This is a genomic window from Burkholderia sp. BCC0044 (assembly GCF_902832955.1).
Classification (GTDB): domain Bacteria; phylum Pseudomonadota; class Gammaproteobacteria; order Burkholderiales; family Burkholderiaceae; genus Burkholderia.
Genome location: NZ_CADFDO010000003.1, coordinates 776,412 through 789,477, shown reverse-complemented (window position 1 = coordinate 789,477; position 13,066 = coordinate 776,412). Strand labels below are relative to the sequence as shown.

11 protein-coding genes are annotated in these 13,066 nt (G+C 65.4%); 5 read left to right on the top strand and 6 right to left on the bottom strand.

Going from position 1 to position 13,066, the window contains the following annotated elements:
- Positions 1-31: 31 nt before the first annotated feature.
- The 4 genes from HWX14_RS20535 to HWX14_RS20520 all read right to left on the bottom strand — a co-directional run bounded on the left by HWX14_RS20535 (position 32) and on the right by HWX14_RS20520 (position 3,714).
- Positions 32-1,153 carry a DUF2827 domain-containing protein gene (locus HWX14_RS20535; protein WP_175884233.1) on the bottom strand — a complete coding sequence of 374 codons (1,122 nt, stop codon included), beginning with the start codon at positions 1,151-1,153 and terminating at the stop codon, positions 32-34.
- A 73-nt stretch (positions 1,154-1,226) separates the two neighbouring features.
- Complete coding sequence (locus tag HWX14_RS20530) at positions 1,227-1,976, bottom strand: polysaccharide deacetylase family protein (RefSeq protein WP_175884232.1); 750 nt, start codon at positions 1,974-1,976, stop codon at positions 1,227-1,229.
- A 23-nt stretch (positions 1,977-1,999) separates the two neighbouring features.
- On the bottom strand, positions 2,000-2,563 hold the full coding sequence (locus HWX14_RS20525; protein WP_175884231.1) for a hypothetical protein: 564 nt from the start codon (positions 2,561-2,563) through the stop codon (positions 2,000-2,002).
- A complete protein-coding gene (locus HWX14_RS20520) occupies positions 2,560-3,714 on the bottom strand; it encodes a glycosyltransferase (RefSeq protein ID WP_175884230.1) in 1,155 nt (384 codons plus the stop codon). The genes HWX14_RS20525 and HWX14_RS20520 overlap by 4 nt, the downstream gene beginning before the upstream one ends.
- Before the next feature lie 665 nt (positions 3,715-4,379).
- Here HWX14_RS20520 and HWX14_RS20515 point away from each other — a divergent pair.
- From HWX14_RS20515 to HWX14_RS20505, 3 genes are all read left to right on the top strand, one after another.
- Entirely contained in the window at positions 4,380-5,678 is a 1,299-nt protein-coding gene (locus HWX14_RS20515; protein WP_175884229.1) for a dicarboxylate/amino acid:cation symporter, read from the top strand.
- Between the two features lie 453 nt (positions 5,679-6,131).
- A complete protein-coding gene (locus tag HWX14_RS20510) occupies positions 6,132-8,066 on the top strand; it encodes an SMP-30/gluconolactonase/LRE family protein (protein WP_175884228.1) in 1,935 nt (644 codons plus the stop codon).
- A gap of 279 nt (positions 8,067-8,345) precedes the next feature.
- Entirely contained in the window at positions 8,346-9,176 is an 831-nt protein-coding gene (locus tag HWX14_RS20505) for a peptidyl-prolyl cis-trans isomerase (protein ID WP_175884227.1), read from the top strand.
- A 31-nt stretch (positions 9,177-9,207) separates the two neighbouring features.
- Here the strand turns inward: HWX14_RS20505 and HWX14_RS20500 are convergent, their stop codons facing one another.
- Positions 9,208-9,645, bottom strand: coding sequence for a GNAT family N-acetyltransferase (locus HWX14_RS20500; protein WP_175884226.1), 438 nt, complete (start codon positions 9,643-9,645; stop codon positions 9,208-9,210).
- A gap of 42 nt (positions 9,646-9,687) precedes the next feature.
- Positions 9,688-10,644 (bottom strand): hypothetical protein, encoded by a 957-nt coding sequence (locus tag HWX14_RS20495; protein ID WP_175884225.1) that lies wholly within the window; start codon positions 10,642-10,644, stop codon positions 9,688-9,690.
- Positions 10,645-10,943: 299 nt separating this feature from the next.
- On the opposite strand from HWX14_RS20495, the gene HWX14_RS20490 reads away from it, so the two are divergent.
- A complete protein-coding gene (locus tag HWX14_RS20490) occupies positions 10,944-12,236 on the top strand; it encodes an MASE1 domain-containing protein (RefSeq protein WP_175884224.1) in 1,293 nt (430 codons plus the stop codon).
- A gap of 13 nt (positions 12,237-12,249) precedes the next feature.
- The gene (locus HWX14_RS20485) at positions 12,250-13,065 is read left to right on the top strand and encodes an alpha/beta fold hydrolase (protein WP_175884223.1); all 816 of its coding nucleotides are present in this window, start codon (positions 12,250-12,252) and stop codon (positions 13,063-13,065) included.
- Position 13,066: the final 1 nt, after the last annotated feature.

The window sequence follows — 13,066 nt, the reverse complement described above, 5'->3', positions numbered from 1 at the left end:
GCAGTCCACACACCGGAGCAGACCCTCGATTTCACTCAAAAAGCCCGACAAGCAACTTGTCATACGCGTCGATCTGCTTCGGGTTGGTCGACAAAAACCGCCCGATCCTTTGTCGTTGCTGATCTCGATAGTCTTGCCAACTGTCGTCGTGAGATTCGATCGCGCGCTCGAGCTGCCGACAACCTTCATCCACATCGTTCTTATCGTAGAAGTAGCCCAGCTCGCGGCAGAGGTCGGCGTTGTGAACCAGCGCGTAACCGTTCCAGCAAACGTCGAAATAGAAGTAGTTCAACGCAAGCCCGGATTGATGGGAGATGACGATGTCGGTGAATTCCGAAAGAAACTGAGGCGTATTGTGGTAACCGACGAAGCTTATTTTTGAATCTCGCACGAGATCCAGATGATGCGCGATGCCGATGAATTCGGGGCTGCCCGTTGCAAGATGCTCCGTGTTCGTCGCGTGCACGTACGCTATTTTTTCGCCGAGCTTCCGGTAACCCAGTTCCGCGATCAGGATCGGGTAGAGGCAGAACTTGGTGACGTCGATATTTGCCTCCATGACGGACAACCGTTTCGGTTGCCCGGTCGGGCGATATTCGCCGCGATGCGGGAGCGCGGCCGATCGTTCTTCCACGCAGATCGGATCCCACACGAACGGTACCTCGCGAACCGGCTGGCGTCGCAACACGCTGAAGAAGCCGGCGCTGGTCTCGGCGACTTGCGGAATGATCCACACCTGGTCGTAACGTTGGTTGATGAAGACCGTTTCAGCATGCCGTCTGCCGAAAATCATCGCTTGCATCATGTGCACGTATTCCGGACCACAGCAGTAGCTCACGACTTTCGTGCCGCGCGCCTGCAGATACGCGGTTTGCTGCTGATCGATTTGCCCCCCGAGCTCGATCAGGACATCGAGCGAATCTTTCGCGTCGTCGAACGCGCACACCGGAAACTGCTTGATATCCCACGGGAGCGCGGGCGTGACCTTGACGCTCGTGGTGTTGACGAGCGTGACCCGATGCCCGAGCGGCGAGTGCTGAAAGAGCTTCATCAGGTACAGGGCGTTCTGCTTGATGCCGTTGACCCAAAGGCTCTCCGTCGCGTGGTGAAGGCCGATTGTGATGCCGATGTTGAGTGATCGTGCGGAACTCATGGGGTCTCCGGTATGCGCGTCAGGGTGCGAATGAGATCATAGCGTCCCGCTTTCTGGGGGCGGTTAAAAACTGTCAAAAATCGGGTTCTCGCCACTCCGCCGCAACCCGCCCCTTCAAACACTTGAACCACAGTCTCACAGCCCCGACCCCGCCCGCGACCGTAATCCGCGGCAACAGAAACGGATCGTCGTTCGCACCGGCGCATCCGCGCCGGGTCGTCGTCGCATTGCCGTAACCGGCGGCGATCACCTGGTCGCGCACGCGTGGGTCGAGATCCCCGTACGGATAACAGAACGATTCGACGCATTGGCCGCTCAGCATTTCGAGTTTCCGCTTCGATTTGGTCAGCTGAAACGCCGATACGGGCGCCGGCACATACGATAGCGCAACGTGATCGAGCGTATGCGAGCCGATTTCATGGCCGTGATCGCGCCACGCGAGCATGTCCGCGCACGTCATCAGCGGCGAGCGCGTCGTCGGCGCGCCGGCATCCCAGTCGTTCGTGCCGCCGAACCGGCCGGCGACGAAGTAGCAGGTCGCGGTGAACCCGAGCGCGTCGAGCACGGGCATCGCATGCGTGAACACGTTGAGAAAGCCGTCGTCGAACGAAATGCCGAAGACCTTGCCCTGCCGCTCTCCGCGCAGGTACGGCTGCAGTTCGCGCACGCTCAGGCCACGGTAGCCGAGCCGCCTGAACAGCGTCATCTGGCGGCGGAACGCGTCGGGCGCGACGCTCAGGCTGCGCAGCCGGTCGGTCGGCGGCGGCAGCGGGCGGATCTGGTGATACGTCAGGATCGGATAGCGTGGAGTGAGCGCAAGCATCGGCGGATCGCAGGAAGGCGGGATTACGCGGCCTTGCGGAAAATCCGCAGGGTCTTGAAGTCGCCGACCTCGGCGAAATCGGCATGCGCGGCGGCCCACTGCGCGATGATCGGCTCGGCCTTCCGGTAGGCCGACGATCCCTTGTAGAACAGCAGGTGGCCGTTGGGCGCGGTATGGCGCGCGAACAGGTCGAGCACCTCCTCGTCGCTCTTCGCGCCGTAGCGGCTGTTCGCTTCGTCGCGGAATTCGCACAGATGAAACAGCGTGACGGCGTCGAACGTCGGCAGCAGGCCCGAATGGCTCGTATAGATGTCGCCGAAATACGCGAGGTAGGTCTTGCTCACCTCGGGCTGCCGCGTGATCAGATCGACATACGACTTGTATTCCTTCGGCGATGCGGTCACGCCGAACACGGTGTTGTTCAGGTGCGGCCGCGCGCATTCGACGCCGACATGGTGGTGGCCGCCGGTACCGAAGTGATAGATGCGGATGCCCCTGAGGCGCACGGATTCCAGCCATTCGACGAAGTGCACGTCGCACGGACATTCCCGCGTGCGCAGCGCCCAGTACTTCTTCCAGACATTCATTGCCATTTCGTGGATCTCAGGGAGGTCACCCAGCGGGACGGGTTGTGTCGAATCGAGTGGTGATAGACGGACAAGGTCGCGTCGACGAACGCGTCGAACGAGAATTCGCGCTTGCCTTTCAGCCGCGCGCTGCGTCCCATCGCACGGACGCAGCCGGGTTCCTGCACGATCGCGCGCAGGATCGCTTCGATCTCTGCGGGCGCGCGCGGCGGGACGACCCAGCCGTCGACGCCCGGTTCGACGTTTTCGGGCAGTCCGCCCACGCGCGTCACGATCGCGGGACAGCCGAGCGACATCGCTTCGCGGCACGCATACGACAGGCTCTCGTGATACGACAGCACGAACGACACGTCGATGATCGAGAACGGCGCCCGCACGTCGTCGAGGCGCCCGGTGAACGCGGTGCGCGACGCCATGCCGTGCCGCGCGAGCTGTTCGCGCTGCTCGCCTGACGGCTCCGCGCCGACCAGCAGCACGCGAAACCGCTCGCGCTTGGCTTCGGGCAGGCGGCCGAGCGCCGCGATCAGGTCCATCCAGCCTTTTTCCGGCGCGGTGCCGGCGCTGCTGCCCAGCACGATCGCGTCCGCGCCGGACGCGCCGAACAGCGCGATCTTGCGGCGTCGGATCTCGTCGGCCGCCAGTCGTTCGGCAGCCGGCCGGCGCACGCCGTGCTTGACGACCGTGACGTTTCCGTACGGCGAGCGCAGCGCGAGCATGCTTGCGACGTAGTCGCTGACCGCGATCGTGTGGTCGGTGGCCAGCCGCGCGCGCAGCAGGTTGCCGAAGCTGTCGGCGCGATAGGTGTTGTGCTTGGTCAGCACGATCGCGGGACGATACCGGCAGCCGAGCAGCGCCAGCATCACCTGCCGGTGATCGGCGGACCCGTTCACATGGATCACGTCGAAGCGCTCGGCGACGATCCGCCGGCGCAGCCGCAGAATCTCGTGGCACAGCCGGTTCCAGCGCGGCTTGAACTCCATGTCGAAGATCGCGACGTCGGGACTGTCCTTCAGCAGTCGCGACAGGCGGCTGCCTTCCGGCGACGCCACGGTCACGCGGTGATGGCGGCTCATCGCGACGGCGAGATCGCGGACGTAGGTGTCCTGGCCGCCACCGTAATCGCCGTGGAAGTTGGTGTACAGAATGTTCATCACGATGCCGCTTGTTCTCGATCCTTCATTTCATAGGAATACTGATGAAATGAATGAATCGACCCGATGGAAGCAATGACGTGAACGCGGTGCCGCGTTTCCGGCTCGAGATTGCGTGTTGACGTCAAGACATGACGTCAACACGAATCATTTCCAAATATTACAGATCGTTTACGTGCCGTAGTGTCGAGGTCTGCGCATCTTTGTGAGAATGTGTCGCGATCGCTGGATCGTGTCGGCCCGTGTGCGACGATTTCCCGCGAAAGCGACGGTGGCCGGCACCTACGTGCGGGTTGCCTGACGCCGGGCGTCGCCGGGGCGCGTCGCACTGATGCGTTCGCCGGCCTGCCGGGTCTTTTCGGGCCGGCCGCCTTCTGCGCGATTCGCTGACATTCCCCGGCATCCGGCCACACCGGAAGCGGGCCGGACCGCGACAACCCGTCCTTTCCCGCCGACATCAGGACGCAAATCAACCCGCGCTGCTTTCAGATTTGAAAGCTGGGGCGCCATTTGCGTTAGAATGCCCCCCCTGTCCGCCCCGGTGACCGCCGGAGACCGCCGAAAGCGGACAGGTCGCCCGCATGGCGACACAGGTTTCGATTCGCAGCCGGACGCGAATGATTGGCCCGCCGTTAGCAACATACGCTTTGTAATTTGGACGACTAATGAAGAAGAAGCAGAACATTACCAAGTACATCGTTGTCGCGATGATGCTTGGTATCGCCGTGGGTTACGCCTGCCATAGCGCGTTTCCCGACCCGAAGATGGCGAAGGAAGTCGCCGGCTACGTGTCGTTGCTGTCCGACGTGTTCCTGCGCTTGATCAAGATGATCATCGCGCCGCTGGTGTTCGCGACGCTGACCGTCGGCATCGCGCAGATGGGCGACGGCGGCGCGGTAGGCCGCGTGGGCGTCAAGGCGTTCGGCTGGTTCTTCATCGCGTCGTTCACGTCGCTGCTGCTCGGTCTGCTGACCGCGACGATCCTGCAGCCGGGCAGCCACCTGAGCCTGCCGTTGCCGCCGTCCGATGCGGCGCTCAACCTGAAGACGGGCGCGTTCACGCTGAAGGATTTCGTGGTGCACCTGGTGCCGAAGTCGATCGCCGAGGCGATGGCGAACAACGAAATCCTGCAGATCGTCGTGTTCTCGATCTTCTTCGGCACCGCGCTGTCCGCGCTCGGCGAATCGGGCAAGCGCCTGACCGGCGTGATCGACGATCTCGCGCAGGTGATGCTGAAGGTGACGGGCGCGGTGATGTGGTTCGCGCCGGTCGCGGTGTTCGCGGCGCTGGCGTCGACGATCACGACCGAAGGCCTCGGCATCCTGCTCACGTTCGCGAAGTTCATGGCGAGCTTCTATCTCGCGCTCGCGCTGCTGTGGGCCGTGCTGACGCTCGCCGGCGTGACGTTCCTCGGCAAGCGCGCGTTCACGCTGCTGCGGCTGATCCGCGAGCCGTTCCTGCTGTCGTTCGCGACGGCCAGCTCCGAGGCCGCGTATCCGAAGCTGCTGGACGCGCTCGACCGCTTCGGCGTGAACCGCAAGATCTCGAGCTTCGTGCTGCCGATCGGCTATTCGTTCAACCTCGACGGCTCGATGATGTACTGCACGTTCGCGGTGCTGTTCATCGCGCAGGTGTACGGCATCCATCTGCCGCTCGGCACGCAGATCACGATGCTGCTGATGCTGATGGTGACGTCGAAGGGGATGGCGGGTGTGCCGCGCGCGTCGCTGGTCGTGATCGCGGCGACGCTCAACCAGTTCAACCTGCCCGAAGCCGGGTTGCTGCTGATCATGGGCGTCGACATGTTCCTCGACATGGGGCGCTCGGCCACCAACGCGGTCGGCAACTCGATCGCGGCGGCCGTGGTCGCGAAGTGGGAAGGGCAGCTCGACACGCCGCGCGACGACGACGATTCGGACGGTGCGCGCGTTGCCGAAGTGAAGGTGCGGGAAACGTCGGCGTGATGTGTGGCAATGCGGCGGTGCGCAACGCCGCGTTGCCCGACCCGCGGCAAATGACGTTCGCCGGCCTGGATTCGATAAGGATTCAGGCCGGCGTTTCGTTTTGGGTAGTGGCTTCTCCCGATGCGTCCGGAATGGCATGCACCGTTTCAATTGATCGACGTCGAATCGGCGGCGATATTCCCGCACGCAACAACCTGACTCTCCCGATTCCCCGTCCGACGCGTAAGTGACCATTCACTGACGCGTGGCGGCGCTCGCCGCAAACGCGGGCGATTCGCAATTTTTTTCGATTTATATAACGCTATTCTCGCGCTGCGCATTATCGAATGCATGCCGTACGTCATACCGACTGCGCCGGATGATTCAGGGAAGAATTTACATCTCGCGGACTTCAAGCCATCTGGCCGGCCGATCCTTCATGTGAATGTTTGCCCGTTCAGGAGAGCATCCGTCATGGTCGCCAGAAAACGCATCCAGGCCGCGCTCGTTGCCGCGGCGATCGCCGCATTTGCGCCCGCAGCGCACGCAACCAATACCACCGACTGGCTGGCGAACACGTACGGCACGCTCGCCGCGCACGTCGGCAACGTCGCGCGCGCGATGTGGGTCGCGCCCGAAGGCGTGATCTACACGGCGTCGATGTGGGACGAGGACGAAGGCGGCGTCGCGATCTACCAGAACGGCAAGAGCATCGGCTCGATCGGCGCGCATTCGGAATTCCAGGGCAGCGCGATCACCGGCAATGCAACGTCGCTGTTCGTCGCGTTGCAGCCGGGCAAGACGTACGGCAGCGGCGCGGTGGGGCGCTACAACCGCGCGACGAAATATCGCGACCGCGTGATCCAGATCAGCGCGGCGACCAACCAGCCGCGTATCGACGTCGTCACCGGGCTCGCGACGGCCGGCTCGCTGCTCTATGCGAGCGACTTCTACGGCAATCGCGTGCGCGTGTTCACGACCGATGGCGTGTGGCAGCGGGACATCGACGTGTCGGCGCCGGGCGCGCTCGCGGTGGACGGCGCGGGCAACGTGTGGGTCGCGCAGAAGAGCGCCGGCTCGATCGTCGGCTTCAGCCCGGCCGGTGCGCTGCTGAACACGATCCGGATGCCGGCCGGCTCGCACCCGTCGGCGCTCTACGTCGATGCGGCGGCCGGGCAACTGCTGGTGGGCGACGAAGGCCCCGACCAGAACATCAAGCGTTATTCGATCTCGGGCCGGCCGGCACTGGCCGGCACGTTCGGCGTGCGCGGCGGCTATCTCGACACGACGACGGGCATCAAGGGGCAGGTCGGCCCGCAACGCTTCACGCGCATCGCCGGGATCGGCAAGGACACCGGCGGCAACCTCTATGTGCTCAACAACCCATGGGGCGGCAGCTGGGATCTCGGCCGCAACGGCGCGACCGACATTCATGCGTACGGCAGCAACGGCAACCTGCGCTGGACGCTGCAGTCGCTGAATTTCGAAGGCATCGCCGCGCCGGACCCGGTCACGGACGGCGCGCTGTTCTACGGCGCCACGCACATCTACAGCGGCGGCGCGGGCGGCAAGTTCGTCGCGAACACCGTCGACCCGTTCACGTACCCATCCGACCCGCGCATCGACATGAGCGATACGCAGCGCGACGAACACTTCGGGCTGCTCACGTCGGTCGGCGCGAACCGGATCCTCGTCGCGGCCGGCCAGAACCCGCCGGTCTTCTACTTCTATCACTTCAACGCGGCGAACGGCTACATCGCGATTCCGGACGGCTCGATTCCGGGCCCCGCATTCAACACGACGCAGCGCGTGACGGGCGGCTTCAGCGTCGACAGCCAGGGCGGCGTGTGGGCCGGGCTCGACAAGACCGGCGCGATCACGCATTACCCGCTGACCGGCTTCGACGCGAACGGCAAGCCGTCGTGGGGGCCGGGTGTCGCGACCCGCATTCCGGCCAGCATCGTGCCGCTGACGCGCATCGTCTATCTCGCGGACAGCGACACGATGGTGCTCGCGCAGGGCGCGGTCGGCACCAACGACTGGACGTCGATCGGCACGCGCATCGAGGTGTATCACGGCTGGCGCGCGGGCAACACGACGAAGCCGAACCCGGTGATCACGCTGCCGCACAGCGGCGCGAAATCGATCGACGCGGCGGGCAATCACCTGTTCGTCGGCTACTGGTTCAGCAGCAGCGGGCCGCTGTGGCCGAACGTCGACGCGTTCAACCTCACCACCGGCAATCTCGACACGACGCTGGTCAACGCGAGCCCCGCGACCGTCGATACCAGCAGCGCGATCGACGCGATGTACAGCATCCGCGCGTACCGCCGGTCGAACGGCGAGTACGTGGTGATGAAGAACAACGTGAAGGGGAACAGCATCACCGTGTACCGGTGGACGCCCTGATCTGCTGAACGTGCGGCGGCTTCGGGCGGCGGCGCGTACTCGCGCGCGAAGCCACGAAAGAATCGAAGCGTTTTCGCGGGATTGTTGCGCAACGCGCATGCAATGAACGGCGGGCACAATGCGCGCGGCGCCGCGTCGGGCCCGCTTTCCCAACCTCCCGACGTGGAAATGCGGTTCCGTGCACAATGGCTGCTGCTCCCGCAGACGTCGTGCGGGCGTGCACGATGAACGGACGCGGCTGCCTCATGCCGCGTTCCTTACGCTCGAACTGACAACCCGATGAAGATGAAAAACACCCCGAACCGCCTGTTGACGATCGTCGCGCTGGCTGGCGCATTGAGCGGCCCTGTCCACGCGCAGACGGCAGCGACCGTCGCGACGGTCAACGGCACGCCGATCACGCAGACCGACGTCGATACGCTGCTGCGCGCGTCCGGCCAGCCCGATTCGCCGCAGCTCCGCCAGGCGATCAAGAATCAGCTGATCACGCGCGTGCTGGTTCAGCAGGCGGCCGAGAAGGCCAACTATGCGGACAAGCCCGAGGTCAAGGCGGCGATGCAGCAGGCGAAGGTGACGGCCGAGGTGCAACTGTACCTGCGCGACAACGTGAAGCCGGAGCCGGTGACCGACGAGCAGGTCAAGGCGCGCTACGACGAAATCGTCGCGTCGCTCGGCAAGAGCGAGTACAAGCCGCGCCTGATCGTCGTCAAGGATCCGGTCGCGGCGGCGACCGTGCTGAGCGAGCTGAAGGCGGGCAAGTCGTTCGACGCGCTGGCGCGCCAGTACAGCCTGGCGCCGAGCCGCGATACCGGCGGCGAGCTCCCGTGGGTGAGCTTCAACACGCCGGCGGCGGAAGGCAAGACGGCCGGGCTGCCGCTGCCGGTCGCACAGGCGCTCGAGAAGCTGACGGTCGGCGCGGCGACGAAGGATTCGATTCCGGTCGATGGCGTGCGCGCGATCGTGAAGCTGGATGCGAAGCGGCCGACGCAGGTGCCGGGTTTCGAAACCGCGAAGCCGACGCTTCAGCAGCAGCTGCAGGCGATCGCGGCCGAGAAGGCGAGCGCGCAGATGATCGGCAATCTGCTGAAGGACGCGAAGATCACGCAGTAAGGGCCATGTGGCGGCGTCGACATGACGCGCGTCACGCGCGCCAGATCAGGTTCGCGCTCGTATCGGTTTCCGACGCGACACGAAAGCCGAGCCGTTCGTAGAGCCGCCGCGCCGGGTTGCCGTGCAGCACGCTGAGCGATACCGACACCTGCGCGCGTGCCGCGTCGGTCAGCAATGCGCGCAGCACGGCTTCGCCGATGCCGTGGCCCTGACGCGCGGGGAGGATCTGGATCTGATGGACGTGCCATTCATCGGCGGCGCGCGTCACCTTCAGCAGGCCGATGGCGTCGCCGCCTTCGCAGACGATCATCGCGTCGTCGAAGTTCGCACGAATGCGCCGGTCGTGCGCTTCATCGTCGATCGGCGCGCCGACGCGCTGCAGGTGCTCGGTCATCGTGAGTCGACGGAGCGTCAGCAGGAACGGGATATCTTCCTGGGACGCGGCACGCAGATGGATCGCCGGTTGCATGAGTGAGGAGAGGTTGCGCCGGGCGTGAGGCCGCGACGTGGATCACAGGCCCGACAACGGAATCTGCAAGCCGGCCGGACGGTGTTCGAGGACATTCGTGACCTCGTACTCGGTTTTTGCGCCGTCCGAGGTTTGCCACTGCTGCATACGGACATTACACAACAGCACGTCCCCCTTGCTGAAACTGATCTGGCTGTTGTTCACGCGCGACAGGAAGCCGGCATCGGTGATCGTCGCGTGAATCGTCGACGTGCCGTCGTACAGCCGCCACTTGTTGTCGTCCTTGAACGCGAGCGACACGATCGAGAACGCCATCTTGCGATGCTCGTCGAGCAGGAGCGCATCGGCTGGCTCCGGCGCGTGAAACCATGCGATCTCGTTGCGGGCGACCGTCTCGTACACCTCGGTATCGGTGCCGGCCGCGAAAATCTCGATGCCTTCGCGCGCGAGCGGCGCCAGCACTTGCGCGGTGGCACGGCGAACGCGGACGTCGCGCAGCAGTGTGAGCACGGGCAGGTCGATTTCGAGTGTGTCGCCGTCGACGTCCAGCACTGCGGTGTGATCCTGCATCCGCACGTGCGTGATCTCGCGCCCGCGCAGCCATTTGAGGACGGCGAAAAGCCCCTTCCTCGCCTTGGGTGCGGCGATGCCGAGCGCGGTCAGGATGGTGACCGCATTGGCGAGCGCCGTGCTTTCGTTGCCGCTCAGCATGTCGCGCATGCGGCCGAGCAGCGAGGTCGCGAGTGTGAAGTCGATACCGAAGCTGCCGGTCTTGAAGCTGCCGCGCACGTTGACCTGCGGCCGGACCTGATCGCCGCACAGCGCGCGCGTCGACGCGTCGAGCAAATCGCCGAAGGCGAGCAGCGCGGGCGCGAGTTCGCGCACGTCCATCTCGGACGATTCGAGCGTGGGCCCGTCGTAAGTGATGCGAAACCGGCTCATGGCGTCGAAGGGGCCGATATCGGCCGGGTCGGTACTGTTTCCATTGTGTGCGGTCATGTCGAGTGCGGGCAGGAGAGGTGGACGATACCCGAAACGAACGCTTCCGGATGCCTTTCATCGTAGGGGCGAATGGCTGGCCGCGGGCGATTTTGGCCATCCGGACAAGACCGCTTGCGGACGTGTCCCGATAGCCCCGGCAAGCAACGAACTTTTCCGATACTCTCCCGGTCACATTCGCCAGCTTGCGGGCGCGCCGGTGCCCCGAACGTGCTGCCGCCTTCCGGTTCCGGTATTCCGCCGTTCGCCTATCATTCGCACATCGCTCGCACGCACGGCGCAATACACAGGGATTCTCGATGGACACCAAACGATCGCGGCCGGGGCTCGTCGCCGCGCTGCTCTGGGCGGCGCTGTATCTCGCGACCGGCTACATCTCTCACGAGTTCAACGGCCCCGTCCGGCTGACGGGCTACATCTGGCTGCCGGCCGGCGTGACGGTCGGCGCGTTCATGCTGCGGCCGATGCGCGAATGGCTGACGCTGGCCGGCGCGTTCCTGGTCGGGCAGCTCGTGCTGTCCGGCATCGAGCACGGCAGCCTCGTCAACGCGGTGCTGTTCACGGTCGACGAGGTCGGCGCGGCCGCGCTCGCGGTGTGGCTCGTGCAGCGCGTGCGCTTTTCGCTCGAAGGGCTGTACTTCCTGCGCTCGGTGATCCTCGCCGGGCTGATCGCGGGCGTGGTGGGCGCGACCGGCGGCGCGGCGTGGTACACGACGCTCAAGGGCGCGCCGTTCTTCGACGTGTGGTCGGTGTGGGCCGCGTCCGATTTCGTCGGCGTGCTGCTGGTCACGCCGGTGCTCGCATCGTGGTCGCGTTTTCGCGCGCACCGCTCGGGCGATCACGAGCGCTTCGACCTGATGCTCGGCATCGTCGCGTTCGCGCTGCTCGCGGTCGTCGCGCTCGTGATCTTCGACGGCGATACGTCGCGGAAATTCGGCACGGGCGCCGGCTTCGCGCTCACGTATATCCCGCTGTTCCTGACCGTCGCGGTGACGCTGCTGCTCGGCGGCCGTGCTGGCTCGTCGTCGGTGCTGGTGCTCGCGCTGATCGTGATCGAGCAGACCGCGCAGGGCGACGGCCCGTTCGCGTCGTTCCACGAGCATTACGGCAGCGCGCTGCTCGAAGCGCAGCTCTATCTGGCGGTCGCGTCGCTGCTGGTGCTGACGGTCAGCACGCTGAAGACGACGCGCGAGCGCGTGCACGAGCATGCGGCGGTGCTGCAGAACAACATGGAGCTCGCGCTCGCGAGCGCCGGCCAGATCGCTTACGTGCTCGATCCCGAGTCGGGCCGCATCGAATGGAGCGGCGACGTCGAGCGCGTGTTCGGCGTCGGCGTCGACGTCGCGCAGATCGCGAGCGTGCCGCTCGTGCTCGAACGCGTGCAGCCGGGCGACCGCGACGCGCTGCGCGACTACTGGAACGCGGAGATCGCGGGCGAGGATCGCGCGTCGCTGTCGCTGCGCATCGTGCTGCGCGACGGCGGCACGCAGACGATCACCGACCACGGCGCGCCGCTGCTCGATTCGAACGTCGACGTGACGGTGGTGGCGGGCGTCTGGCAGATCGAGCGCGTGTGGCCGGCGGACGAATGAGCGGGTGCGCGTCATGACGGGCCGCACGGGCGTGCTGCTGATCCACGGGCTCGGCGGCACGCAATACGATCTCGGTTCGCTGCACAAGGCGATACGGCGCGCGGGCGGCGACACGCACATGATCACGCTGCCGGGGCACGGCACGCGCCCCGAGGATCTGGTCGGCGTGCGCGCCGAGGCGTGGCTCGACGCGGTGACCGAGCAGTACCGCGCGCTGGAACGCGAGTACGACACGCTGCACGTCGCGGGGATGTGCATGGGCGCGCTCGTCGCGCTGCTGCTGTGTCATCGCGTGCAGCATGCGCGCGGCCGGCTCGCGCTGCTGGCCGCGCCGGTGTTCATCGACGGCTGGTCGACGCCGTGGTATCGGTCGCTGCGGCACGTGCTGTATCGCGTGCCGGGTGTCGCCGAACGGATGCGCGTGGAGGAAGGCGATCCGTTCGGCATCAAGAACGCGACGATCCGCGCGATCGTGAAGAAGAAGTTCGAGCGGCAGGACAGCTTCCACTATGCGTGGGTGCCGCTCGCGTGCGTGCGGCAGGTGGACCGGATGCGCGACTGGGTGCTCGACGCCGCGGCCGGCACGCCGTGCCCGACGCTCGTGCTGCATGCGCGCGAGGACGAACTGACGAGCCTGCGCTCGGCCGACTTCCTGCTGGAAAAGCTGCCCGACGCGCGCGGGATCGTGCTGGAGAACAGCTATCACATGATCTGCGCGGACAACGATCGCGACGACGTCGCGCGGCACGTGCTCGAGTTCTTCGGCTTCGATCCCGTGCATGCGGTGAGCCCGGCGATGGCGCGGAGAATGGGGCGGCCGGGATCGTGAC